This is a genomic window from Mesorhizobium sp. WSM4850, from assembly GCF_055811735.1.
In genome coordinates, this window is record NZ_JBVVPV010000005.1 from 135024 (window position 1) to 160902 (window position 25879).

16 protein-coding genes and 1 pseudogene are annotated in these 25879 nt (G+C 60.7%); 2 read left to right on the forward strand and 15 right to left on the reverse strand.

Going from position 1 to position 25879, the window contains the following annotated elements:
• Positions 1 to 1363: pseudogene (locus AC0L2Z_RS08705) on the reverse strand (OmpA family protein); the annotation flags it as partial.
• A gap of 7 nt (positions 1364 to 1370) precedes the next feature.
• On the reverse strand, positions 1371 to 2033 hold the full coding sequence (locus AC0L2Z_RS08710; RefSeq protein WP_473491005.1) for a hypothetical protein: 663 nt from the start codon (positions 2031 to 2033) through the stop codon (positions 1371 to 1373).
• A gap of 915 nt (positions 2034 to 2948) precedes the next feature.
• Between AC0L2Z_RS08710 and AC0L2Z_RS08715 the strand changes: the two genes are divergently transcribed.
• Positions 2949 to 5915 carry a trifunctional glycosyltransferase/class I SAM-dependent methyltransferase/polysaccharide deacetylase gene (locus AC0L2Z_RS08715; RefSeq protein ID WP_473627550.1) on the forward strand — a complete coding sequence of 989 codons (2967 nt, stop codon included), beginning with the start codon at positions 2949 to 2951 and terminating at the stop codon, positions 5913 to 5915.
• A 38-nt stretch (positions 5916 to 5953) separates the two neighbouring features.
• On the opposite strand, the gene AC0L2Z_RS08720 is transcribed toward AC0L2Z_RS08715, so the two are convergent.
• The 5 genes from AC0L2Z_RS08720 to AC0L2Z_RS08740 all read right to left on the reverse strand — a co-directional run bounded on the left by AC0L2Z_RS08720 (position 5954) and on the right by AC0L2Z_RS08740 (position 13181).
• On the reverse strand, positions 5954 to 6634 hold the full coding sequence (locus AC0L2Z_RS08720; RefSeq protein WP_473627552.1) for a peroxiredoxin-like family protein: 681 nt from the start codon (positions 6632 to 6634) through the stop codon (positions 5954 to 5956).
• 19 nt (positions 6635 to 6653) lie between these two features.
• Complete coding sequence (locus tag AC0L2Z_RS08725) at positions 6654 to 9953, reverse strand: ATP-binding protein (RefSeq protein WP_473627581.1); 3300 nt, start codon at positions 9951 to 9953, stop codon at positions 6654 to 6656.
• A 287-nt stretch (positions 9954 to 10240) separates the two neighbouring features.
• Complete coding sequence (locus AC0L2Z_RS08730; protein WP_473627554.1) at positions 10241 to 11626, reverse strand: hypothetical protein; 1386 nt, start codon at positions 11624 to 11626, stop codon at positions 10241 to 10243.
• Between the two features lie 132 nt (positions 11627 to 11758).
• Positions 11759 to 12283, reverse strand: a complete 525-nt coding sequence (locus AC0L2Z_RS08735; RefSeq protein ID WP_027154823.1) for a GNAT family N-acetyltransferase — start codon at positions 12281 to 12283, stop codon at positions 11759 to 11761.
• Between the two features lie 73 nt (positions 12284 to 12356).
• Positions 12357 to 13181 carry a hypothetical protein gene (locus AC0L2Z_RS08740; protein WP_473627556.1) on the reverse strand — a complete coding sequence of 275 codons (825 nt, stop codon included), beginning with the start codon at positions 13179 to 13181 and terminating at the stop codon, positions 12357 to 12359.
• A 200-nt stretch (positions 13182 to 13381) separates the two neighbouring features.
• Between AC0L2Z_RS08740 and AC0L2Z_RS08745 the strand changes: the two genes are divergently transcribed.
• Entirely contained in the window at positions 13382 to 14797 is a 1416-nt protein-coding gene (locus AC0L2Z_RS08745) for a DUF5939 domain-containing protein (RefSeq protein WP_473627558.1), read from the forward strand.
• A 51-nt stretch (positions 14798 to 14848) separates the two neighbouring features.
• On the opposite strand, the gene AC0L2Z_RS08750 is transcribed toward AC0L2Z_RS08745, so the two are convergent.
• The 8 genes from AC0L2Z_RS08750 to AC0L2Z_RS08785 all read right to left on the reverse strand — a co-directional run bounded on the left by AC0L2Z_RS08750 (position 14849) and on the right by AC0L2Z_RS08785 (position 25850).
• Positions 14849 to 15328 carry a class I SAM-dependent methyltransferase gene (locus AC0L2Z_RS08750; RefSeq protein ID WP_128173712.1) on the reverse strand — a complete coding sequence of 160 codons (480 nt, stop codon included), beginning with the start codon at positions 15326 to 15328 and terminating at the stop codon, positions 14849 to 14851.
• 208 nt (positions 15329 to 15536) lie between these two features.
• Positions 15537 to 16718 (reverse strand): ABC transporter permease, encoded by a 1182-nt coding sequence (locus tag AC0L2Z_RS08755; RefSeq protein ID WP_091594734.1) that lies wholly within the window; start codon positions 16716 to 16718, stop codon positions 15537 to 15539.
• Positions 16715 to 17713, reverse strand: a complete 999-nt coding sequence (locus tag AC0L2Z_RS08760; RefSeq protein ID WP_023797971.1) for an ABC transporter permease — start codon at positions 17711 to 17713, stop codon at positions 16715 to 16717. The genes AC0L2Z_RS08755 and AC0L2Z_RS08760 overlap by 4 nt, the downstream gene beginning before the upstream one ends.
• Positions 17714 to 17715: 2 nt before the next feature.
• On the reverse strand, positions 17716 to 19614 hold the full coding sequence (locus AC0L2Z_RS08765) for an ABC transporter substrate-binding protein (RefSeq protein ID WP_473627559.1): 1899 nt from the start codon (positions 19612 to 19614) through the stop codon (positions 17716 to 17718).
• Positions 19611 to 21506, reverse strand: a complete 1896-nt coding sequence (locus AC0L2Z_RS08770) for an ABC transporter ATP-binding protein (RefSeq protein ID WP_473627560.1) — start codon at positions 21504 to 21506, stop codon at positions 19611 to 19613. Before AC0L2Z_RS08770 ends, AC0L2Z_RS08765 begins: the two co-directional genes overlap by 4 nt.
• A 165-nt stretch (positions 21507 to 21671) precedes the next feature.
• The gene (locus tag AC0L2Z_RS08775; RefSeq protein ID WP_128168942.1) at positions 21672 to 23012 is read right to left on the reverse strand and encodes an adenylate/guanylate cyclase domain-containing protein; all 1341 of its coding nucleotides are present in this window, start codon (positions 23010 to 23012) and stop codon (positions 21672 to 21674) included.
• 205 nt (positions 23013 to 23217) lie between these two features.
• The gene (locus tag AC0L2Z_RS08780) at positions 23218 to 24561 is read right to left on the reverse strand and encodes a nucleotide sugar dehydrogenase (RefSeq protein WP_353829482.1); all 1344 of its coding nucleotides are present in this window, start codon (positions 24559 to 24561) and stop codon (positions 23218 to 23220) included.
• A 110-nt stretch (positions 24562 to 24671) separates the two neighbouring features.
• Positions 24672 to 25850, reverse strand: coding sequence for a DUF3095 domain-containing protein (locus tag AC0L2Z_RS08785; protein WP_473627583.1), 1179 nt, complete (start codon positions 25848 to 25850; stop codon positions 24672 to 24674).
• Positions 25851 to 25879: the final 29 nt, after the last annotated feature.

Genomic DNA, 25879 nt, shown 5'->3' on the forward strand with positions numbered 1-25879 from the left:
CGGGAGCCTCACCCTCGGCAACGATGCGATCCTCGACGATCGAAAGCCGAACCGATTTCGGCGGGGTCAGCGACGCCGTTAGCCGCTTCAGCACGAACTCCGGATCAAGGCTCTGATAGAATTGCCACTGCGAATGAACGCGGGCGGGATCGACCTGCGTTCCGGACAGCAAAGCCTGCGGGTCGGCGGCAAGCGGGTCTCTCAGGCCGGCAATATAGAATTGGCCATCGCGCATCTTTTGTTCGGCAACGATGATGCCCGGCTGGGCACTCAGCCGCGACACATAGGCCTGCCAGCGTTGCCCGGATTGCCAGGAAAGAAAGAACCAACCGCCTGCCGGAATCAAAACCAGCAGGACTGCAGCCACCACCAGCCACGGAAATCCCTGGTTTGAGTCCTCCTGCTTCAGTTCAACGCAGGTCCGCAACTGCGTCTCTATGCCGGCCAACTGCGAACTGTCGCCGTCAAACTGCTCTAAAGCCTGTGAGTATTCATCATGGATGCGAAACAACACATCGCGAACGATTTCATGTAATTCCTCTGGCGGATTTCCCCGGATCACCGCGACCAAGGTCGCAAACGGTCCAACTTCCGACCAAAGACGAAGCTCCCCGAAACGGATAGTGTCCAGGCCGCTCTGTTCTTTCTCGTTAAATGAGTCTTTCACAAAATCTTGGATAGCACTAAGCATCGAAGAAATGAGTTGAGGATCTTCGCTTGTTGCATTATCGGCAGTTACATGCGCTATCAAAATACCGGAATTGCGATTGATGAGAAAGACATGCTCTACGCGATAGACAAGAGAATGCTTAAGAACAACTTCTGAGAAGCTTGCACCCGTTCTCCAAGCTTCAAATCTCCACTTGAGACCATGCCAGGTAAATATATGTCTTAAAGTTTCATTCAGCGACTGAAAGGTCTGATCGATCTTTTCCCCGATCGACTTGCGAATTGCCGGCAGAAACACCGGGTATAATATATCCGTAAGCGTACGCGGGCTCTTCTGGATGGACCGTTGCACGGCCCTCTCGACAGCTGGCGCAAGGGCCTCGCCGAGTTGCACATGAGGCGCACGTGCGGCTGCACTGGGGAGAACACCCCCCACTGCAGACGCAAGCTGCTCAGGTTCGTCGAGCAGGTGCGCAACTCGTGAAAGCTCCGAAATTTCGCGGCCGACCAGCAACTGGCGCAGCGTTTCCATGCGAGGATCGGCGGTTGGAACTCCGTAGAGACGCGCACGATAGTCCGGATCGACGTTCCGGGCAATTTCGACCAAAAGATTAGCCAGAGCCTCGCGATCAATCTCTGGATCGTTCGAAGCTGCTCTTTGAGGAAGGCTGATTGGGTCGACGGTCGACGTCAAGTTCCGATCAACTCACTTTCCAGTTGCGTTCCGAGTTGTGCTTGCTGCCGACGGGATCCTGATTTAGACATTTTGCAACCTCGACAAACAGGCCGGCCAAAAGATTTCGGTCGGTCTTGACGTTGCTGAGATCGGAAAACATTTTCTCAATCAGCATCTGAATGCTTTCATTCTTTTGCTTGATTTCCTCACGCAGCAATTGATCGCTTCGATTTATCCGGTCCGCGACTTCGCGCTCAAGCTCGCTCAATTGATCCGACAACGCGCGCACCTGCTTTTCAAGCGCCTGATTTTGCTCGCGAAGATTCCGGTCAATCTCCTTGTCGGCCTCGGCTCGTGCATCTTTTTCGTTCCGCAATTGCGCCGCGAGCGATTCGACCTGCTTCTTTGCATTCGACTCGTACATTTCAAGATTGCGCTTGGCCTCGGATTCGACATCCTTGAAGCGCTGCAAGAACCGTTCTTCAAGCTTGGAAAAACGGCGGTCGTAGTCCTGCATCTGGTTGCCGAACAGCAGATCACGTATCTTGTCGACACCTACAGCGTCGCCGGAGACGCCGGCCTCGCGGGCCTGGACCCCCATGAAGGCCAGCCCGTTTCCATCTGCATTACCTATCAGATTTTCGTCCGCTTTACTTGCTGAAGCGGTACTCGAAGATTCCTTAGCCATCCTTATGCCCCTTCATTTGAACACCTGCCACAGTGCAAAACTCAAAAACGCCCAAACATGTCAGCAAAATAGCCGACTCGCAAGCCGGAATCTTCTTGCCTTAAGCCAATTCGTGGGTCCCTTTTACATCTCTTGACTAGCGGCAAATGAACGGGTTCCGAGTTACGTCGCTCGCACATCTCTTCGTGATAGCAGGCATAACCGGCTAATCTAATCGACCATTTGACGCAATCTACTATAGAAATGAGTAATACAATGTCAATTTATAGCTACTGGGAACTCAATTAAGTAGCGCATATTCATTAGAAGTATCTAAAATAGCGGGTCTGGCGGTGCACATACTGTCTCGCACCCGGCTGTATACTGCGACGATCAGCTTCCGATGCGGGCCCAACGGTAGAAGGAAGGTCTTGTTTCGCACGGAGAATGGCTGTTCGAGAATGCACCTCGGAATCGAGGCGTTTCGGTCGATAGGAGGGGAGCAATAGTCCCAATCACTGCAGTCATTCACACCAACGCTTCAGTGGGCTTGCATCTATTGCGTCCCGATTGCAAAAGACGTCAGGTTGCCATAGCTATCGCACGATGCCAGGGACCGCAGCTCGTGGTCATGGCGCCGACTCCGGGGATCGACGACATGAGTATGCGGCATGCTTGGCCTTGACGTCCCTCTGCGACAGCTGGCGCCCAAGCTCGGCGGCACGGATGCGAATGCTGCGCCCGGCTTCCAACATCGGTAGCACGACAGGAGCAAGCTCGCTCTGCAGCCAAATGGCGGCGTCGCGGCGGCTCGGAAGCGTTCGCAGGAGAATGTTTGGACGCAGTGTCGCTGAGGACCGTTTCCTTTGGCAGGAAATCGCCGGCTATGTTTCGAGACTCTTGTTCTACCTTCGAACCAGGCGCGGGTAAGACGGCGTGGCGCATAATCCCTTGGTTTCAATCGTGGTTCCTGCGCACAACGCGGAGGTAACGCTGCCGCGCGCACTCGATTGCCTTGTCGATCAGGAAATAGTGGATTGGGAGGCGATCGTCGTCGACGACGTCTCCACGGACGCTACCGCCGCGATCATCGCCGGCTATGTGGAGCACGATGCCCGGTTTCGGACGTTGAGCGCTTCTGCGTATAGCACCGCTGGCGCGCGCAATAGCGGGATTTCGACAGCGCGCGGACGCTGGCTCATGTTCCTGGATGCGGACGATTGGGTGGACGCCGGCTTCCTTGCGAAAATGCTGGCCGCACTTGAAGCCGCGCCCGATGCGGTCACCGCCTATTGCGGTTCCCGGCGCGTGATGCCCGATGGCGAACTCACCCCGTCGAGCATCCCGACGGAGGTTGCGATCCAGCCCTTCGAAACATTCGCGCGCCGTTGCCCCATCCGCACTCACGCGCTGCTCGTCGACCGGAAGACAATTGTCGAGTTGGGCGGCTTCGATGTTTCGTTGCGCACCTGCGAGGACTGGGATCTGTGGCAGCGCCTGGCACGTCTAGGCAAACGTTGGGTGATGGTCGACGAACCGCTCGCTTTCTATCGGACCAGTCCCAACTCGCTCACCCGCAATTCGACACAGATGCTGGCCGATGCGGAAATCGTGATCGCCCGCGGCTTTTCTCCTGATGCCAGGGTCAAAAAGCCAGCATCGGCTCACGCCAATGGTGCGATCGAAACGAACGGCCGCACCGCTTCCGAAGCACTCGCGTGGTTCGCGTTGTGGAACGCCGCGTCGGATTGCGGCAGCGGCCGCCGCTCGATCAGCCCGCAGACCCTGCGCGCGCTCCCGGCAGGACGTAAGTGGGCGCGTGAGATCGCCAAGGTGGCCTTCGATGGCCTTATGGTAGGAAGCCTATCGGTGCCAGCGCAATTGGCTGCCAGATGGGACAGGTTCGGCGGCTCCCTCACCGAGTTGATCACCGAACTCGGCAAGGTCTGGGACGATCCCGTCGCGGGTCGCCGCGTCCAGTATCACCTTGAGGAAATGCTTCTCGACTTCGACGATCTTGCCGCGCCGCGCCGGCTGGCGCGGACGCTTGGAATTCGCGTCGATATTCGAAATCCGACCTCGATCGAAGTTCCGGAAGGAATCGATCAAATTTATGCCTATCTGATGATGGATAGCCAGATCGAGGCTGTCGTGCAGTTCGGCGTACTCGGGAAAGTGACAAGGCGCCATTGGATTGAATTGATCCAGAATGTCGTGGCCGCTGAGCGGCTTGTAGACAGTGCGGCAAGGTTTGCGAGACGATCACCTGTACCGCAACAGGCCGCCGGCGCCGACACGTCAAACACGCTCGCAGCCGAGGCATTGTCAGCCACAGCTGAACGCGGACCCGATCCGGACAGCCACTTTGGCAAACTCGCGCGGTTGGCCGCGGAAGCGCGGAGGCTGGTTCGGTCGAGCGCCGAAGCTGCGGCGCCTCCTGCGGCGCCGCGCCGCGCACGGCCCAGGCACGACATGGATCGCACGTCGTTCTGGAATGGCTATTTCGCGACCGAGGATCCTTGGAACTACGGTTCGTCCTATGAGCAGGAAAAATATGAGCGGCAGCTCGAAATTCTGCCTGCCGGCCCGATCGGACGAGCGCTTGAGCTGGCCTCCGCGGAGGGGCACTTCACGCGGCAGCTGGCGCCGCGAGTGAGCCATTTGACCGCAACCGACATCTCCGCCGTAGCTATCGGGCGAGCGCGCGCGCGATGCAGCGATCAGCCGAATGTCGAGTTCGGCATATTGGACTTTTGCGCGGACACGCTGCCTGGTGAGATGGACCTGATCGTCTGTTCGGAAGTGCTCTACTATCTGGATGATCTCGCCGAGCTGCGGCGCTTCGCCAAAAAAATCGTTGAGGCATTGGCGCCTGGCGGCAGTTTCATCAACGCACACGCATTCGTCTTACGTGACAATGTTGAAAGGACCGGCTTCGACTGGAACACATTCGGTGCACAAGCGATCTCAGAGACGCTGGCACGGACCGAAGGTCTCGTCCTCGATCAATCGATCCAGACCGAGCTCTATCGCGTAGACCGCTTCCGCCGCCAGTCACCGGACGAGGCGGCGACGGAACCGATGATTGATCATGCGCCAATCCGCGCGCGCCTCGAAATCGGGGTCGCGCGAAATATCGTCTGGGGCGGGGCGCGGGCCCTGCGCCGCGACGTTGCGCGTAGCGAGCGGCGGCAGCGTATCCCTGTCCTCATGTATCACAGCGTCGCCGACGAAGGTCCGGCCGCGCTCGCCCGTTTTCGGCTCGCGCCCGCCGCATTCCATGGCCAGATGGCATGGCTGCGCGCCAATGGCTTTCACGCCATCATGTCCGAGCAGCTGGAACGGTTCATCGCCAACCGTCAACCTGTCGCCGGCCGCCCAGTGCTCATCACCTTCGACGACGGCTTCCAGAACTTTGCCGACCATGCCTGGCCGATCTTGCGGGCCAACGACCTGACCGCGGAAGTGTTCCTGGTGACGGACCTGGTGGGGGAAAGTGCACTGTGGGACGCCGACAGCGGCCCGCCGACGCCGCTTATGGACGCCGGCACGGTGCGACGTCTCGCCGCCGAAGGTGCGTTCTTCGGAAGCCATCTGGCGACGCATCGCGCGATCGATGGTCTGTCGAGTTCTGACTTGGCCGCCGAGCTCCTGCGCTCTCGCATGTTCATCGAACGGTGGACCGGTCGGCCAACCACGGCGTTCGCGGCACCCTTCTCTGTCACCGACCGACGGCTTGGCCGGCTGGCCAAGGAGTGCGGCTATCGGATCGGCTTCGGCGGCAGACACGGGCCGGCGGACCTCGATTGCGATCCCATCGACCTTCCGCGCATCGAAATTCGCGGGGATCGCTCACTCGATGACTTTGTTGCCAGGGTCGAGGCGGTGCTCGAAGAGCGGTGAACTTGTCAGTGTCCCGCCCGTTTACCTCGTTCGCTAGTCTATTGGGCGACTTGGGAAACGGCTGACATCAGCTCCTGCGGGTTTGGCGCCCCAAACATGTATCGCCCACCCTCTGGAATCTCGGTGAAGCTCCAGCGGACAATCCCCTGCCGGTCCAGCAGGAACTGACCGACCAGTTGTCCGTGTCCGGTTGCGATCATCTGCTCGTCGGCTTCGGTCAGTTCGTAATGGTCCCTCTTGTTGAGGAGTTCGCTGGCCGCAATAGGATCCATAGGACCAGGCAACTCGCCTGGTATGTCGACCCGCATATCCTTTGCCGCTGCCATCGAGACCGTGTACGGCCAGTTCGTCTCGTTTTCGGTGAATTCGAGATTGGGCAGTCCAAAAGCACGATGTGATGCGCGTTCAGGGTCGGAGGCCGCAAGCAGATTCGGCATCGGGTGGTAGCGGAAATAGAGACGCGCCCGTTCGATCGGCGTGTTGACCACCGTCAGGCTCTCCACGCCCTTTTCGCGCAGCTCCGGATCAAGCCGCGCCTGGGCGGCGATATGGCGCCGGCAAAACGCACAATGCAGACCTCGAAACAGGCCGACCAGCACCGGCTTTTGTCCGCGAAAGTCGTCAAGCGCGATCTTGCCTTCCTGGGTAATGGCGTCGAGTACCACGTTCGGCGCACGGTCGCCCGGTTGAAGCGGTACCAAGTCGCTACGCGCGGACATTTCCAACCTCCGACCCCGGTTAATCGAGAAAAGGCAGCACCACAAGCGCTTCCGGGTCGAGCCCGTGCTGGGCGCATATACCCTGCGCCAGGGAAAAGTAGCGTTCGGCCTCGGCCAGATTGTCGAGGTCGAGATTGAGCGTTGCGAGACCATCATAGCACGGAAACAGCAGTTGGGGTTCGCCCGTTTCGCGGGCTACGTCCAGTGCTTCGTGGAACAAGCCAACCGCTAGTTCCGGATGGCCGTTGCACTGGTGGATCTGCCCAAGCACGATCAACGGCACCGGCAGGTGCTCGCGCTGGTCGAGCGCCCGGTCGATCTCGATGGCCTTCTCGGCAGCAGGCACGCCTTCCGTTGGACAGCGATCCGTGAAAGTACAACAAGCGACCGCCAGATTGGCGAGGAGGCGCGCCTGGAAACCCAAATCACCAATATGGCGCGCCACTTCAAGACCGCGCCGACAGACCTCCATCGCCTGTGCCGGATCGATGGTCGTGTAAAGCACGCCCAGATTGGTGTAGCCGCGGCAGGCCGCGCCCAGCAGACCGGCGGCTTCGGCCAATTCAATGCTACGCTCAACCTGACGCACGGCTTCACGGTTTCGCCCAAGGCGAGCCAGCGCGACAGCCTTGGTATTAAGTGCCTCGGCGGTCACAAGGGTGGCATCACACCTTACCTCGGAGACATGCTCCGTCGTCAGAGAGCGTACGCAATCCAGCGCCGCGTCTGCCCATTTTGCCGCGAGAGCGTGATCTCCGCTACGGAACGCCTGTCGGCCACGTTCTTGCCAGAGATGCGCCTGCTCGATCGGGGCATCCGCTCCATCGAGGAGCGCTGCCGCTTCAGCATAGCGGGATTCTGCTTTGTCCCGCTTGCCGACGTCCCAGAGCAGCCGACCCATCTTTCGCAAAACGCGCGCCGACGCGACACGATTGGCTGACTCGCGGTATGCCTGCAACACCGTTTCGTAGTGGCGGTGCGCGATCTCGCGGCGGCCCATCGGGCCGCTCAAATCGGCAATGCGCTCTGCAATTTCTAGTTTGAGCGGTGTTTGCCCGATCGCGCTCAACGCAGTCAGTGCTCGCTCGTAGAAACGAAGTGCGTCGTCGTTGGCGTATATCATGCGAGCGCGATCGCCCGCCGCCTGCAGGTAATGCGCGCCTCTCTCCCGCTCGGCGCTCTGTGCGAAATGATGACCGAGCACGGTCAAATCCTCGAGCCGTTCCGGCTTGTCGCCGCACAATTGCTCCAAGGCAGCACCGACCCGCCCGTGGATGTCGGTCCGGCGTTGCAGGAGCATGTTCTGGTAGATCACATCCTGCAGCAATGTTTGCGTAAAGCGGTAGCTTTGCGACGAGACCGAGCCTGATCCGGCAATTTCCTCGATGATTTCCGCATCGCAAAGCAGTTCGCAGCCGGCTTCCAGCCGGCCGGGGTCGGACGTCACGGCTTTCAGAACTGTGGCATCGAAGCGCGGGCCGATGACCGCGGCTTCCTGGGCCAACCGGCGCACCTCTTGGGGCAGCCGGTCGACGCGAGCAAGCAACATCGCCTGGATAGTGGCGGGAATGCCGGTTGCGACTTCGCCTGCCGCAGTCCGCCATCGCTGGCCCTCGCGCATCAGTACGCCGCGATCGATAAGGCCGCGGACGATCTCCTCTACAAAGAGGGGGTTGCCACCCGCGCGCTCGAGGATCTGGTCGAGAAGCCCTCCTGCGGAGTTTACCCAGCTTTCGCCGAAAAGCGCCGCCAGCAGGCTGCGACCTTCATCATTGTTGAGCGGCGAAAGCCGGAGCGCTGTGTGACTGACCCGGCTTGAGCCGAGCTGGTCGTTGTCCGGCGCCGGACGATGCGTGACCAGCAACATCAAGCGCGTCCGTTCCAACCTGTCCATCACGAAACGTAGTGCCTCGAGCGACACGGCGTCGGCCCAGTGCAGGTCTTCGACGACAATCAACAGCGGCGACAACGCAAGCCGCCGTTCGATGATTGTGCGGACTGCGTAGAGAATTTGCCGCCGCAGCTGCTCGGGCTCGACATGCTGCAAGGTGGCATCGGGGTCGCCAAGGCCGAGCACATGGTAGAGCAAAGGCATCAGCCGCTTCGCCTCCTCGCCCTCCAGGCCGAGATTCGCAAGCAAGCCTGCGAGCTTCCCCCGCATTTCGTCCCCATTGTCGTTCTGCATCATCCCGGCAGCGCTGCGCACCACTGCGCCCAAGGCGCCAAATGATTGTTCGCCCAGCGGTGAGCACGTGGCCAGCCGCACGGCGACGTTGCGAAAACGATCCTCGTCGCCGACGCGGGCGACGAACTCCTTCACCAGCCGCGATTTCCCGATACCGGCTTCTCCGACGAGGCGGACAAGTTGGGCCGAGCCGCCGCACGCCTGGTCAAGGCTGGCCAGCATTCTATTGAGCTCGGCACCACGACCTATCATCGGCGCACTGAGGCCGAGCACCTCGAGCCCACGTGCTGCACGCGGCGCCGCAAGCGGTGCATCCAGCCGATGGACGAGCACACTGCCAGCCTTGCCGCGAAGCACGACATCACCCAGCGACTCGTAAGAGAAGGCATGCCGGGTCAGCCTGTGAGTGAGCTCGCCTACCAGCACCTCACCCGGTGCGGCCAGCGATTGCAGGCGTTGCGCCGTATTCACTGTGTCGCCGGTCACCGAATAGGATTTGGCCGTGCCGACGCCAAATCCGCCAGTGACGACCGGACCAGTGTTTATGCCGATATGGAGTGACAGAGGCGGGCCGGAGTGGCGGGTGCTTTCGCCGAGCCGCGCCGTCCGGGCGATCATGTCGAGAGCGGCGCGAAGCGCACGTTCCGGATCGTCCTCATGCGCGACTGGCGCACCGAACAAAGCGAGCAGTGCATCGCCGATGAATTTGTCGACGAAACCACCAAAGTTTCGCACGGCCGCCGTCAATTCCTTGAACAGTTCGTTCTGCAGCGCTTGCATGACCTCGGGGTCGAGCTGCTCGCTGAGTGTCGTGAAGCCGCAAAGGTCGGCGAACAGGACCGTTACCGTCCGGCGATCGGCGTCAGAGACGGGATACAGCCCATCTTCGCTTTCGATGTTCGGAAGCAGCGACGGAGTTCGAGAAGGCTGCACAATGGTCCGGCTTGGCGTCGGAGCAGGCCGTTCGACGGCTTTTGCGGGCGCCCCGACGCTTGCCCCACATTTCGGACAGAACTCGAAATCAGGTGCGCAGCGGTAGCCGCAACTGGCGCATGGCACGGGCTGGCGCCTGCCACACCTCGGACAGAAAGCGTAACCGCCCTCAACCTCGAAACCGCAGCCCGAGCAGTCCATCGAACAAGACCTCACTAGGGGCCGTGACGGCGTGCTCTCGCTACGCACTTCACGGCCAAGGTTCACAAGAATGAACCGATAGCCGTCGACCAGCAAGCGGCAGCGCAAATGGGCATCGAGCGATCCGTGTGGGTCCGGTGGCATAGCGCTGCCGATCGAGGCGGAAACCGTCGTCGAAATCCCGAAATGCATCAGCGTCAAGGAAGCGGCCGGATCAGACGCCAGAGGCTCACCGATAGATCGCCGTCGCTTGCGGTTGCGCACCAGAAAATCAACCTGAAGTAGGCTCAGTTCACCTTGATCTCTGCCTGGCCGATCTTGCGCCATCGGGCGTTTTCGCGAACCAGCTTCAGGTCGTCGGTCGCCTCGGCAAACGTCCGCAAACGGTATTGCCGGAGCAGGTCCGGGAAGAGCGCCCCTTCCGGCAGACCGGCAAGCTGCTCGCGGACCGAGATCTTTTCGTCGATGACCCGCATGCCCCAGGCATTTTCCCGAACCTGCAGCTCCGCAGCCAGATCGCGCTCTTCCGGCGCGTTTTCATCTAGCGCAGCCAGCAGGATCGAGTGGAAAAGCGCTACATAACCAATCTGTCTCAGGCCGCCCACAACCCGCACGCGCGGCAATATGGCCAGGACGAGGAACATCAGGAACAAGTTCGGCAGCAGCACGCCGTCCAGCAGCGCCTGCCTGAGATGCGGCCGCTCGAACGGGATGGAAAGACCATGCGGCCTGCCAGGCTCGATCAGGTGCCCGTTCTCGAGGACGAGCTTGCGCACGCGCTCCTCGCGGATACCCCAGAAATAGGCCGTGGCATTGGGCAGGAACCTGCCAAATGGGCTCGAAGCGGCTGCTTGCAAGGCACGTTCGAGACGCTGGCGCCTTGCGGGCTCAAGGAGCAGCCTGGAAACAAGGCTGCCGTCATTTTCCAGATGCCGCGCCATGGCAGCCGCGGCGAGCCGATCATCGATGAAAACCGGCTGGGCCATGCCGGAACGATCCCAATCGGCGACCAGATCCTCGTTGAGGGCTGTCAGCGCATCGGCGGCGGTTCCAAACACCTCGTCCTGGCTGGCAAGCAGTGTGCCCAGCCAGCGGCTGGCATCCGTTTCGTCGCCCACCGCTTCGAGCGCGCGCTTGTTGAGGGTGACGGGACCGGCCACGCAGGCGCTTTTGCGGCACAGTTTGTGGCGCCCCATGCCAAACAGGTTGACCTTGTCGTCACCGACATCGAGCCATCCCGGCCCCTCCCGGCCAATTGTCTCCATGGTCATCGTCGTTCCCATGAAGCTGAAGAAGGCCGACAGCCCGTTTTCGACCGCGCCGAGCCAGGCAAGCAGGAGGGCATCGAAGGTGATCCGGTCCATCAGAAGCAGGCAGTGCAGGCCGGTCTGAATCACCGGTCTGGACTCGAACTCGTCGAGGACCTTGCCGATCTCTTCGGGCTGCATGATCACACCAAGGCGCTGATGCAGGACTTCGCGCAGGATCGAGCGGGCAGCGATCGCCGGGCCCGATGCAGGCCTTGCCACCGGCCGCCACAGATGGCGGGCGTAGTCGGAAACCGGTGCATTCCAGTTCTGCTCGATGTCGCGCACGACTTCCGGGCAGAGCAGCGACAGCACTGCCAGAATTTCCGCCGGAGGCGTAGGGGATGGGTCAAAGACGGCGGTCATTGGTCCCGTCTAGCCGCTTGCCGGGCAAACGCCAAGGGAGACCAGACTTGCTGGATGCGACCGGCCCACACATGGACTGTCAACTCTGATCAAAATGGTGTGAGACGAAATTGACAGGCCAAATAGCGGATCTCAGAACCGCAGCCGGGCCATGCTCAGGAGGTCATGGTACTGGCCGTCGGTAAAACCGGCCTTCACATGTCGGCCTTCGACCTTGAAGCCGTGTCTTGTGTAGAGACGGATGGCCGGTTCGTTGTCGGCATAGACGGTCAATTCGACCCGCTTCAGGGCGCGCCAGTTGTCGGCCACGTCAAGCAGCGCGCCAAGTATGGCAGAGCCGATACCCTTGCCGACAAAGGCATCGTCAAGCCCGATATTGATCTCGCCGATATGCGAACGGCGCGGCGAACCCTGCACGACCAGGCTGCCATGGCCGACGACCTTGCCGTCCAACTCGGCAACGATCCAGGTGGTTTCCTGGCCGGACTTGGCGATGCGCCGCTCCACCTGCTCCACCATCTCGAAGGGCATCCTGAGCGTGCCCCAGCGGAAGCCCGGCATGTTGAAGATAGCGCAAAGCGCCTCCGCATCGCTTAGCCGGACGGACCGGAGCTGCGGCTGGATTTTCTTTGGGGATGGCGAGGTCGTGCTGGTCATGGCTTCCCGGCGAAGGCAATCGGCCCGCCACGATGCACCGGACGTCACCTGAAAATCCAGCCGTCTCTGCAACCTATGATGCCGGTTGCGAGCTAAAATACCGGGAGGCGGCGTAGAGTTTGAAGACGCCGCTGATGCCGATCCAGCCGAAAAGGCCGAGCCAGCACAATGTCCCGGTCGCCGTCCAGTCGACCCGGTGCACCGCAGCGTCGGTGATGACGAGGCCAAGGATGGCAAGCAGGCCAACCAGAAACTGCGCCAGGCCGAGCACCAGCAGTTCCTCGCGCGGCGCGCTTCTCCAGACGAGATATATACCCCCCGCACCGGCCAGGAAGATGGCGCTGTAGACCTGAGCGTGGAAGGCATCGATCGGCCATGGCCAGATGCTGCCGAATGTCAGGGGAAACAGCAACAGGCCGACGCCATAGAGCCCAAGGATCGCCGATTCCACCGGCATGTAGCCGCGCCATACGGGGGTTAAGGTCACGGCTTTTGCAGAAGGACGGGCCCTGGCCCGCCACAGGAACAGCCCGGATACCGCGACCGAAGCGAGATAGACCAAAAACCAGAGCCAGGGCGCTTTGCGCTCGAAGTTGAAATAGCCGAGATTGATGAACGAAGCCACCGACACGATGGCGGTGAAGATGAAGGCCATGACGAGCACGAGCCGGCCGGGTGACCAGCGATTCCAGACCAGCAGCGCCGCCATCACGACCATTTCGGCGGTGTAGAAGCCGCCGAGGAAGCGGGCATTGAATGGCGTGACGGCCCAAGGCCAGCGCGGCTTGACCAGCACAGGCGCGAAAAACAGGCCGGCGCCGACGATCAGGACGATGATGACCACCACGGAGAAAAGGCGCAGGGCCGCAGGAAATGGCGGGTTGTTGGATGTCGGCATGGGAGAAGACCCCAAAGATGAATGCCCCGCCATCCTAGTGCCGCTTGCGGCCAGTGAAATCCGCCGAATGGAAATTGAACTGTCACCAGGCCTATCCATTCGAATGGCCGTACGATGCGTTTCGAAGTAAGATGGAGCGCTCGGACCAAAGACCGGTCCGGTCAACACGCCTCGATGGCGCATTTTCCGGAGCCTGCACGATGAACGAAGCTCAGGATCTGTTCTCGCTTCTGCGGCAATCGACCGGTGTCGATCCGCAGGCAATCGACGCGATCAAGCGAACCATCGCGGAGGGCAAGGACCGCGAACTTTGCCGCATCAATGCGCCAGCCTTCGCCAGCAAGCATGGCCTCGACGAGGAACGCGCCATAAGCGCCTTTCTCCATGCGGCACGGGTAGGCATCTTCGACATTTCCTGGAATGTTCTATGCCCCGGCTGTGGCGGCGTGCTCGACACAAACGCCACGCTGAAAACCCTGCAGAAGGACGAATACACCTGCGCGCTGTGCTCCGAGGGCTATTCGCCGACCCTCGACGAGATGGTCGAGGTGACATTCACCGTCAGTCCCCGCGTGCGCAGGATTGCCGCCCACAATCCACACGAACTGCCCTTGCTGGAATATTACCGCCAGATCTACTGGGCGTCCGGCGTCGATCTGCCGGAAGAGGATTTCGCGAAAAAGATCGAAGCGTTCTCGCTGGAGGATATCGAGCTTGCCCCCGGCGAAAAGGCGGTTCTGCCCATACAGCTTCCGTCTGAATTCGTCATCGTCTTCGAGCCGGTCACCCATTCAGCACAGTTCATCGACGTGAAGGGCGAACCAACAAAAGAGCGCCGAAGCCTCTCTTTGGTCTTCGACCGCGACCATGTCCAGAACCAGACGCTGGAGATGCAACCCGGCCCGTTGCGCATTTCGCTGGAGAACAGGACCGACACACGCGTGCTGCCGACGGTCTTCATCGCCGGCCAGGAATTGCATGGTCTCCTGGGTAAACGCCGGCCCTTCCTGACCGCCAAGCGCCTGCTCACCAACCAGACGTTCCGCGATCTCTATCGCACGGATACGCTCGACATCGACCAGCGCCTGAAAATCACCAGCCTGACCTTCCTGTTCACCGACCTGCGCGGATCGACCGAGCTTTACGAGCGGGTGGGCGATCTTTCGGCCTTCGATCTCGTGCGCGTGCATTTCCAGGTTCTGCACGAGATCGTTGCGGCGGAGGCAGGCGCGGTGGTCAAGACGATCGGTGATGCGGTGATGGCGACCTTCGCGACGCCTGATCGTGCGATTGCTGCGGCCCTCAGGATGCGCGATGCCATGCGTGAGCTCAACGACAAGAGCGGGCGCGAGGATCTGCTGCTCAAGATCGGAGTCCATGCCGGCCCGTGCATCGCCGTGTCCATGAACGAGCGACAGGACTATTTCGGCCAGACGGTCAACATTGCTTCGCGGGTCCAGAACCTTGCCAACGCACAGGCGATCTTCGCCACTCGTGCCGTGGTCGACGACAATCTCACCGCCGATCTGTTGCACAGGAACGCGCTGACGCCCGTGCCCCACGAGGTCTCGCTGCGCGGCATCGAGCGGGAGATAGCAGTATATATGATCCCCTGAAGATTTGGCCCCGAAGATTTGGCCGCCAAATGTTTGGGTCGTCTCGGCCCCTCACACGCGCCTGCAGACAAAATAACGATCGGCGGGCACCGAAGGCGGCGGCTGGAGGCGTTGCAACAGCGGGTGCTCGAGGGGCGTGCCGCTGACCGCGAAGCCGCCGACGCGAAGCAGGCGCGCGATCAGATCGGGAAGCCAGGTAGAGGTCACTGCGTCGCGATCGTCATAGCCGGTGCCGATGTCAGCATGAACGAGAGCCGCGTCGATGCCAATGAACCTCTTCGCCGTCTCGCGTATTTCGCCGAGCACGAAGTCTTCAGCGTCGGGAATTGAGCTGGCGTGTGCGCTAAGTTCACGGTCGAACACCACGATCCGGCGTCCGGGCAGGCGCTCGCGCAGATGGTGGTACGTACGGCCGTTGCCGAGGCCGAGTTCGAGCACCGGCCCTTCCATCTTCGCCACCTCGGGGCAAACCTGATCGAGAATGTCGCGCTGTGCGGTCATCCTGCTGATGAAATTCTCAAGGCGAGTCATATGCGTGTGTGTCCTGAAACCAGCTCAAGAGATCAGCAATGCCCGCGACCAGAGCGGTTCACGGGTGAAACCCGAGGGCGACATGTTAACCGCCGATCGCGTCCCGGCACGTATAGAGGCGAACGATGAACCCTGCAATAACCGAACAGGCTGCGACAGGATCATACCGGGTGGAGCGGGTGGCCCGGCGCGCGGCGGAATAGCGATCTCACTTGTAGGGATCTGCGGCGTCCCGCAGGCCGTCGCCGAGGAAGTTGAACGCCAGGATGACGAGAATGACGGGGAGCATCGGCAAAAGCAGCCATGGATAGAACGCGATGACGCTGACGCTGCGCGCCTCCGTGAGCAGGATGCCCCAGCTGGTTATCGGCGCCCTCAGGCCGAGCCCGAGGAAGCTCAGCGCCGTCTCGCCCAGGATCATGCCGGGTATGGAGATCGTCGCCGTCGCGATCAGATGCGACATGAAGCCGGGAATGAGATGCCGCCCGATGATGCGGCTGCTTCTGGCGCCCATCAATTGCGCAGCCAGAACGTAATCCTCCTCGCGCAACGCTAGAAGCTTCGAACGCACGGCCCGCGCCAATCCGGTCCAGTCGAGTAGCCCGAGGATGACGGTGATGCCGAAATAGATCAGGATCGGACTCCAGGTTATCGGCATGATCGCCGCCAGAGCCAGCCATAGCGGAATGCTGGGGATTGACTGCAGAACTTCGATTATCCGTTGAACGATCAGGTCGAATATACCGCCGTGATAGCCGGCCAGTCCGCCGATGACGATGCCGAGCAGGAAGCTGAAACTGATGCCGACGAGGCCGATTGTCAGTGAAATGCGTGCGCCATAGATGATGCGCGAGAGCACGTCGCGCCCCAGCCTGTCAGTGCCGGCCAGAAAGAGCTGGCCGTTTTCGGCAGGGCAGACAAAATGCCTGTCACCTTCGATCAGGCCCCAGAACCGATAACTATCGCCCTTGCAGAAGAAACGGATCCGCTGAACATCATCTTGATTCTCGATGTAGTTCCGCTTGAGCGTGTCCATATCCAGCGTCATCTGGCGGCCATAAACGAACGGCCCGACGAACTGGCCGTTGTGGAACAGGTGCACCCGCTGCGGCGGCGAATAGATGTAGTCCATGTTGCGCGTGTGCAGATTGTAGGGGGCCAGGAACTCGCAGATCAGTATTCCGAAATAAAGCGCTGCCAGGAATATGCCTGAAATAACGGCAAGCCGGTGCTCCCGGAATTTCCACCACATCAGCCGCAACTGCGACGCCTGAAAGACCTTCGACTGCTCCGGCGTCATCGCCTCGACCGACTCCAGGTCAAAGGGCGCGGTGGAAACGTAGTGTTGCAGCGGAGCACCCGGAGCGGGCAGCGGCGAATGCGTGCTCATTTGGTGCTACCGCCCTGCAAACGAATTCTTGGATCAAGCAGCGCCAGCGCCAGGTCGGAAATCAGGACACCGATGACCGTCAGGAAGGCGAGGAACATGAGGAACGACCCTGCCAGGTACATGTCCTGGCTTTGCAGCGCCTTGATCAGCATCGGCCCGGTCGTTTCCAAAGACAGCACGATCGCCGTGATTTCGGCGCCGGAGATGATGGCCGGCAGGATAGAGCCGATATCGGAAATGAAGAAATTGAGCGCCATGCGCAGCGGATATTTGACCAGCGCCTTGAACGGATGAAGTCCCTTGGCGCGCGCGGTCACGACATATTGCTTGTGTAGCTCGTCGAGAAGATTGGCGCGCAGCCGCCGGATCATGCTTGCCGTGCCCCCGGTGCCGATGATCAAGACCGGAATCCAGAGATGGGCGAGGATCGACTTCGCCTTGGCCCAGCTCATCGGCTCGCCGAGATATTGCTGGTCCATGAGATGGCCGATGGATGTGCCGAACCAGATGTTGGCGAAATACATCAGGATCAGCGCCAGCATGAAGTTCGGAATGGCAAGGCCGAGAAGGCCGAAGAGAGTCAGGCCGTAGTCGCCCCAGCTGTATTGATGCGTGGCGGAGTACATGCCGATCGGAAAGGCGATGAGCCAGGTGAAGATGATCGTGACGAAGGAAACCAGCACCGTCAGCCACATTCGGTCCCCGACGACGTCGCGGACCGGCAGCTCATATTCGAAGGAATAGCCAAAATCGCCGCGCAACATCCCGCCGACCCAGTAGAAGTAGCGAATGACCGGTGGCTGGTCGAAACCATAGTCCTTGCGCATCATCTCGATGCGATCGGAATCCACCGCTTCGCCCTGAGCCCGAAGCTCGGCAACATAGCTGTCGAAATAGTCGCCGGGTGGAAGTTCGATGATCGTGAACACCAGTGCCGATATGACCAGCAGCGTTGGAACCATCACGGCAATGCGCCAGACAAAATATCGAAGCACGCTCAGGACTCTCCAAGCCAGAATGTATCCGGCATGTAGACACCGAAATAGGCGGTCGGGTCGTAGCCGTAGAGCGCCTTGTCAGGCAGATTGCGCAGCCGCGAGGACACCAGAACCGGCTGATGCGTTCCGTTCACGGTGCCGATCGAAAACACCTGATCGGTGTAGATCGACAGCATTGAATTCCAGATTTCGGCACGCTCCGTGGCTTCGGTCGATGCCTTCCAGCGCTTGAGCAAAGACATCAGCTCGACCACAGGCGGAAGATCGGGCGCCTCACCGACCTTGCCATGAGACAAGTGGTGAGCACCCCAGAGCGGCCATTGCAGCTGGTCGTCCATAGTTGGGGCCAACTGGTACGGGTTCATGTCGGCGGTCGGCACGCCATTGTCGATGCCCGACCACATCGACATCATGATCTGGCCGCCAAGCGCGCGGCTGCGGAAGATATCGCGCTGCGAAGTCCGGATGAACAGGGCGATCCCGATCATGCGCCAGTGATCGGTGATGAGTTCGAGCGCGTCGGTTTCCAGCGTGCTTTCGCCGGCCGTCTCCACTATGATCTGCGCTGGGCGTCCGTCGGGAAGTATCCGCAGGCCGTCATCGTCACGCGTCTGAAGCCCGGCCTCGTCGAGCAGGGCATTGGCCTGGTCGGGATCATGGGCGACCCAGGCTTTCGCGAATTCCGGCCGGTAGAGCGGGCTCTCCGGCAGGACCGTATCGGCACTTTCCTGCCCCAGTCCGTAGAACACGGCCAAATTGATCTCGCGCCTATCCACAGCGAGCGAAAGGGCGCGGCGCACGCGAACGTCACGAAGAAGGCCACGCCACACCTGGTCGGCACAATTCAGATTGGGCAGCAGCGCCAGCCGCGAACCCTGTGTGCGTTTCCAGAGATGCATCTTCACCGGGTAGCGCTTCTCCGCATCCTTCAGGAAGGAGTAGTCGGTGAAGTCAATTCCCATGCTTTGCAGGTCGCTCTCGCCCGCACCGGTCTTGGCGGAAATGATCGCCGGCGAGCTGACATTCATGACAATCCGGTCAACATAGGGCATTTGCCGGCCATTCTCGTCGATTCGATGAAAGAACGGGTTGCGCTCGAAGACGAATTGCTCGGCCGGGGGCTTGGTCCGGTTCCGCCATGGATCGAGCGTCGGCAGTTCCGGGTTCTCCGGGCGATACTGCCGCGACATGCGGATATGCAGGAGCGTCCATTTCTTGGCCCGGTTCTCCTTCATCAGGCCGGCGAGCCGAAATGGATCCTGATATTTCTTGTGGAACTGCTTGAGATAGGTGGCCGGCAGAACCAGCGATAGCGGCGAAGCAGCAGCAAGCTTGGGCAGGAAGTCGGGATTGGGCGCATCCCAACTATAGCGGACCGTCGACGGATCGACGATCTCGAAGCGTGGCGGCTTGGCGTTCGCCAGCAGGGCGGGGGCAAGCCCGCCTTGCGAAAGCTCATCGTTCAGCCAGACATCTTCCCAGCAATAGCGAAAATCCTCCGGCGTCAGCAGGCTACCGTCAGACCATTTATGGCCTTCCCGAATCTTGAATGTGAAGACGCGATCATCCGCTACGTCGAAACTTTCGAGAATGTCGGCTTGCAAGTTGAGCTTTTCGTCATAGCCGACCAGGCGAGCATACCCGTAGATCGTCATCATCCGGATATCTTTCTGGCTGCCGATGATCGTGCGCAGCGTGCCGCCATACTGGCCGGGCTGCCGGCCCATCGCGGCGAGGTTCAACGCGCGCGGGCTCTTGGGCAAGCGTTCGGCGAGTGCCGGCAGCGCCTTGGCCTTCAGCTGCGGCTGAAGAAATTCCGGCTCCAGATCGCCGGCGCGCGACGTGCCCGGCAGAAATGCCGAAGCCATAAGTCCAAGGACGGTGCGCCGGCTGATCAATGGCGTAACTCGCTGACATCGGCCGTACGCCGGGCCAGCACGAGGTGGCCGCCGCCAAGGTCGAGCGGCGACAGCATATCCTTGTCGCTCTCGTCGCGGAATTGCGGTCCCCATGCGCTGGTGTCGGAAGCGCCGTCGAGCTTCAGCGTTTTGAAGTCCATCGGCCTGTCGAGATCGGGGAAAGGTACTGCGGCGACCAGTGAGCGCGTGTAGGGGTGGACCGGTTTCCTAAGCAGAATTTCGCGCGGCGCGAGCTCGACGATACGGCCGCCGCACATCACCGCGATGCGGTCTGCCATGTAGTCCACCACCGCCAGGTTGTGGGATATGAACAGGTAGGTCAGGCCCAGTTCCTTCTGCAGGTCCTTCAGAAGGTTCAGGATCTGCGCCTGGACGGAGACATCGAGTGCCGAAACCGGCTCGTCGCAGATCAGGAGTTCAGGCCCCAGCGCCAACGCGCGCGCGATGCCGATACGCTGACGCTGCCCGCCAGAGAAACTGTGCGGATAACGCTTTATGAAGCGCGGATCGAGCCCGATTGCCTGCATCAGGCTCTTGACCGTGACGAGTCGGGACGCGGCATTGCCACGTTGATGGATTTCCAGCGGCTCGCTCAAGATGTTCTCCACCGTCATGCGAGGTGAAAGCGACGAAACCGGGTCCTGGAAGACCATCTGGATTTTCGCGCGCAGCATGCGCAGGGCGTCTCCCTCGGCTTCCAGGACGTCGATCGGACCATCGCTGCCGTTGAAGATCACAGAGCCGCCGCTTGGTGTGACAGCCCGCATGAGGATCTTGCTGACGGTGGTTTTGCCGGAGCCGCTTTCGCCGACAAGACCCAGACACTCACCCCGCCTGATATCGAAGCTCACGCCGTCGACGGCGCGAACAGAGGTTTGATGATCTCCGCCGAACCATCCGGACTTGCGGATGGTGAAGGTCTTTGTCAGATCCCTGACCGACAGCAGGATGTCGTCCGGCCCCTTCGATGCCGGCGCCGTCTGCTTGCCGAGCAGGTTCCCGACATTCACCGGCACCTCGCGGAGCGCCTTTAGCCTTTCGCCAGGCTTCAGGTCGAAATGCGGAACGGCTGCCATCAGGCCCTTCAGGTAAGGGTGGCCTGGCCGGCGGAATATCGCCTCGACAGGTCCCGCTTCCATGATTTCGCCATGGTACATGACCACCACCTCGTCGGCGACATTGGCGACCACGCCAAGGTCGTGCGTGATCAGCAGCATCGCCATGTTCAGCTTGGCCTGAAGCCCGCGCAGCAATTGCAGGATTTGCGCCTGGATGGTGACGTCCAACGCCGTTGTCGGCTCGTCGGCGATCAACAGGGCGGGCCGGCAGATAAGCGCCATGGCGATCATGGCGCGTTGACGCAATCCTCCCGAAAGTTCAAACGGATACATATCATAGGCGCGCTTGGGGTTGGGAAAGCCGACAAGGTCGAGCATTTCCTCGGCACGCGCCTTGCGCTCCGCCCGCGCCATGGGCGTATGAATCTGCAGGGATTCGCTGACCTGATTGCCGACCGTGTGCAGCGGCGACAGTGATGTCATCGGCTCCTGAAAGATCTTGCCGATGCGGCTGCCTCTCAACGCCCGGATTTCGGGTCCGTCACGCGGCATCTGCAGGATATCCTGCGTCGTGCCGGGCTTTTCAGGATCGGAAAACAGGATACGGCCGCGAACATGGGCTGTGTTCGGCAAAATGCCCATCACTGCCTGGCTGAGAACCGATTTTCCGGAACCGGACTCGCCCACAAGCGCAGTGACCTTGCCGGGCAAGACGCGAAGATTTGCACGTCTGACGGCATGCAACGGTCCGCCGATAATGGCAAAAGAGATGCCAACATCCTCGATCCGCAGCAGATCAACACCCGAATTCATTCTCACACCAGCCCCACTCTGGCAGCCCGCCGGGCGGCGGGCCCAGAAAGCGAGACTAACGCATTGGCAGCGCAGAGCAACTTGGATTCGAAATCGGTCGCCAGTTCCCTGGCGGAACCGGCGACCGGACTGCATCCGAAAGGCGTTCGGATCAGATCGTGGCGGTTACTGGAGCTTCCTCGGGTCGGCCGCCGACAGCCGCGCGGCATCGCGATGAAGCAGCATGACCTGCTCGGCGTCGGATATTCGGTCGTGAATCGGCTCCAGCGCACCGTCCTCATCGAGTGCGAGAGCACCCGACAGATCGGGTGAAAGCACCGTCAGCTTCTGCTTGATGCCCGCCAGTTCCTCGTTGCCGAGCGTCAGCCAGCTGTTGGCGCCGCAATAGCCGGCGAAGTCTTTGCTGGCGAGAACGCTGTGGGGATATTTCTTGGTCAGGGTCTGGAGGCGCTGGACCTCGTTTACAGCCGAGCCGAAGACAGAGAATGTTAGCCGGTCGGTAAGCCCGACATTGCCGAACATCACATTGCCGACATGCAGGCCAATGCCAAATTTTATGTCCCCCAATCCCTGCTCCTTTCTGCGCAGATTGAGCTCCATCATGCGCGCCGTGGCCTTGTGCGCTGCCGCAAGAGCAGCCTGGCAGGCGATCTCGGACTGCGAGCGGTGCCTTTCGCAAGGGTAGACGGCAATGAAGCCATCCCCCAGGAAACTCATGATCTGCCCGCCTCTGCGATTGAAAGGTGCAGCAATGGCATCGAAAAACTGGTTCAGCGTATCGATGTAAATTTCGCGGCCGGAAGTTTCGGCAAGCCTTGTCGACCCGCGCATATCGGCCATGACCAGTGCGGCCCGGATTGTGTCGCCCTCGCCGCGCTTGATCTGGCCGTCCAGCACGCGCCTGCCGGCGTCGCCGCCGAGATAAGTGGTCATCATGTTGTCGGCCAGCTTGGTGAGCACCGCCATCTTCGTTGCGATAGCGAGATGGTTCTGGATGCGCAGCAGCGCTGAAATCATGTTGTCGCTGAAGCCTGCAGCGCTGTCGGTGGACCAGGATCCCATCATGCCCTGACTGGTATTGCCGTTGAAGGGATGGACGAAAGCCATGTAATCGGTCACGCCCATAAGCCGGAGATCATCGAAAACAGGAAATTCCGACGGCATCGACGGGTCGAGCCGGCGCCGCAGATGGTCGAGCTTGTTGCTGAGCAGATGGTAGTATGGGCTGGTCAGGAATCTGTCAGAATGAACGCCGTCCTCTTTGCGGAAGCCTTCCACTTCCATGCCTTGGCCGCGAAGCCAGGTGAAGCCAAGCGCGTCATAAAGCGGATGAAGCATCGAAAAGCTCAAATGCACCCGCTTCAGCGGCAGGCCGGCAGCAGCCAGCCGTTCACAAAAGCCCTTTACCAATGTTTCCAAGGCGTCGCCCGCCAGCGCCGATTGGGTCAGCCAATCGGCAACCTTGTCCATGAGAATGGTGGAAATTTCTGCTTGCGCTGTGCTCATGCTATCTTGAGACCCGTCGAAGACGAGCCATTCTCCATTGATCCGCCATAACACGCTCCGCTAACGACCCCAGAGACAAGACCCCCGAAGTCAATGAAGCCGGCTTGGGGCAAAAGCCGGCGAAGGGGCATTATGTGGCGAGGCTGCCGGCGGAGTTCAATCACGATCCTGACATCAGGCAAAAAACTCGCCAGCCCAGACGCCGTCAGGCCTTCACCACCGTCTCTCGGGCTAGCCCGAGGCGGCCAAAAACATTGCGTGTGTCGACGATCAGAAGAGCGTGATCAGCGATCGCCTGATAGTCAATCGCGTCGTGGTCGGTTGCAATGACGACAGCATCGAAATCCTTCAATGCCGCCTCGGTCAATTCGACCGAGCGCCGCCCCTTGATCGTCATATGCTCCCGTGTGGTCGGGATCTCGGTAACATGCGGATCGTGAAATTCCGCCTTGCCGCCCCATTCCTCGATGAGTTCAATGAGCCGCAATGAGGGGCTCTCGCGGATGTCGGGCACATTCTTCTTGTAGGCGAGCCCGATGATGAGAATGCGCGAGCGGCTGAGCGCCTTGCCGCAGCGCCGGTCCAGCGCCTTCGCCAGTTCATCGACCACATGACGCGGCATGGCCGTGTTGATCTCTGCCGCCAGCTCGATGAAGCGGGTCGGCATTTCGTATTCGCGCGCCTTCCACGTCAGGTAGAAGGGATCGATCGGAACGCAGTGCCCGCCGAGTCCGGGGCCAGGATAAAAAGGCATGTAGCCGAAGGGCTTGCTCTTTGCCGCCTCGATCACCTCCCAGATGTCGATGCCCATCGCACCGAGCACGACCTTCAACTCGTTGACCAGGGCTATGTTGACCGAGCGGAAGATGTTTTCCGTCAGCTTGACCGCCTCGGCGGTCGCCGTGGTGGAAACCGGAACGACGGTCTTGACCACGCCCTGGTAGAAAGCCTGCACGAGTATCGCCGCTTCAATGCCGTCGCCTGCCACGACCTTGGGGATCGTCGCGACTTCAAAGCTGCGGTTGCCGGGATCCTCGCGTTCGGGCGAGAAACCGAGGAAGAAGTCTATCTTCGACTGCAAGCCGGTTTCTTCCAGTATCGGCTTGATCACGTCGTCGGTGGTGCCGGGATAGGTGGTCGATTCCAGCACGATCAGCTGGCCGAGACGCAAATGCTTCGCCACGGTGCCTGCCGTGTTCCTGACAAAGGAGAGGTCCGGCTCACGGTTTTTCGTCAGCGGTGTCGGAACGCAGATGATGATGACATCGCAGACGGCCAGTTCGGCAAAATCCGCAGTGCCGCGGAACCGTCCGCTCGCCACCTGGCCGGCAAGGGCTGTCGACGACACCGCCTCAATGTAGGATTGGCCGTTGTTCAGGCTCTCGACCTTCTGGGCTTCGATGTCGAAGCCGGAAACCGGGAAGCCGGCGCGTGCGATCGCAACTGCCAGCGGCAACCCGACATAGCCCAGCCCAATCACGCCGACTTGCGCGGTGCGCGTCGAAATCAGGTTCAGAAGACGGTCATATGTCGATCGTGAGGCGTCCAAAAATCTGCTTTCCGTCAATTCGGACAGGCCGTCCGTGCCCATGGCGAGGCTCACCTGGTTGCCCAAGAACCCGAGGCATATTGCGGAAAATCGATTTCCGCAAGCTGCCGTCAGACCGGCACCTTCGCCTTCAGGCTTGCGGCGGCCATCGCATAGCCGCCGGCGGCGCCATCGATGAAATGAACGTGATCGCGCTGCAGCGGCGAGGCGACGAGGCATGTCATCAAGGCCGATTTCTGGCGGTGCAGGCCATAGTTGCAGATGCCCGCCTCTTCCGCCTGTTTCAGCCGGTTCTCGATCCGTTGCAACACGTCCGCGTCAACGTCGATAGTCATCTTCAAGCCGTCGTCGAACTTCCGGAAATCCGAATTGCTGGCCACGTCGCGTTTGTAGATCTTCGGATCGAAGCTGCCGATCGTCCAGCCATATCTATCGGTGACAGCCGTAAGCGTCAGCTGGAACAATATCCACAGCTTGGACAGCCACCGCCATCCTGCCGGCGCCATGGCCCGCGCCTCGATATCGAGGCCGGCGGGCGAAAAACTGTAGGCCGGACCGTTCACCGGCAACGGGTGGCCATCGCGTTCCTGCCCCCCGGCAAGGGCGATGATGTCGGAAGCCAAAGACTGAAAACCGCGCAAGTCGCGCGACGGCCTCGGGATGGCTATGATCGAGACGATTTCGCCGTGCCGGGCGTCGATCGGGTTCCAGCGGCAGGAGAGGCCGGTAAGATCCGGCCGTGTGCCGGCTGGCGCAGGACCGATGCGGTAGCGCCCCGCTTTCATCTCGGCTTCCGCCCAACTGCCGCCACCGCCCGCAAACATGGCATAGAAGACCGCTTCGGAGGCCCGGAACCTCGCCACGCGAACGTCGAGGCCTTGCGCTCTTATATCCTCTATCGGCACGATTGCGGCACGCAAGGTCAGGTCCAGTTCGTCCGCCACCCATCTCTGGACAGCGGCCAGCGCGTTGCGGGTGATCTCCAGTGCCGAGCCGGGAAACGCCACGAGCGCGCCGTCGCCGCCGAAGACAAAGGGAAGATCTCGCCGACCCAGCGCATTGAGCAGCGCCGAGATAACGCTGGCGCCGGCCATATTGACGGTTTTATAGCGCCCAGCGTCGATCGCCTTGGTCGAGCCGACGATGTCGGCGGTGGCCAGCGCCCAGCCATCCGGGAGAGGCCGATAGTTATCGATATCGGCAACGCTTTCGAACCTTGCGAAGACCGGCAAAGAAGCGACAAACGGATCGGACGCTGCAGCTGTTTCCATGAGCATCAGATACCACATTCCACTGCTTGAAAGTGAGTCGATCATGC

Coding starts and splice junctions, on each gene's coding strand:
- AC0L2Z_RS08750 (WP_128173712.1), bottom strand. CDS start 15,328: ATGACTCGCCTTGAGAATTTCATCAGCAGGATGACCGCACAGCGCGAC.
- AC0L2Z_RS08745 (WP_473627558.1), top strand. CDS start 13,382: ATGAACGAAGCTCAGGATCTGTTCTCGCTTCTGCGGCAATCGACCGGT.
- AC0L2Z_RS08730 (WP_473627554.1), bottom strand. CDS start 11,626: ATGACCGCCGTCTTTGACCCATCCCCTACGCCTCCGGCGGAAATTCTG.
- AC0L2Z_RS08770 (WP_473627560.1), bottom strand. CDS start 21,506: ATGAATTCGGGTGTTGATCTGCTGCGGATCGAGGATGTTGGCATCTCT.
- AC0L2Z_RS08785 (WP_473627583.1), bottom strand. CDS start 25,850: ATGTGGTATCTGATGCTCATGGAAACAGCTGCAGCGTCCGATCCGTTT.
- AC0L2Z_RS08735 (WP_027154823.1), bottom strand. CDS start 12,283: ATGACCAGCACGACCTCGCCATCCCCAAAGAAAATCCAGCCGCAGCTC.
- AC0L2Z_RS08710 (WP_473491005.1), bottom strand. CDS start 2,033: ATGGCTAAGGAATCTTCGAGTACCGCTTCAGCAAGTAAAGCGGACGAA.
- AC0L2Z_RS08720 (WP_473627552.1), bottom strand. CDS start 6,634: ATGTCCGCGCGTAGCGACTTGGTACCGCTTCAACCGGGCGACCGTGCG.
- AC0L2Z_RS08740 (WP_473627556.1), bottom strand. CDS start 13,181: ATGCCGACATCCAACAACCCGCCATTTCCTGCGGCCCTGCGCCTTTTC.
- AC0L2Z_RS08775 (WP_128168942.1), bottom strand. CDS start 23,012: ATGAGCACAGCGCAAGCAGAAATTTCCACCATTCTCATGGACAAGGTT.
- AC0L2Z_RS08725 (WP_473627581.1), bottom strand. CDS start 9,953: ATGGACTGCTCGGGCTGCGGTTTCGAGGTTGAGGGCGGTTACGCTTTC.
- AC0L2Z_RS08755 (WP_091594734.1), bottom strand. CDS start 16,718: ATGAGCACGCATTCGCCGCTGCCCGCTCCGGGTGCTCCGCTGCAACAC.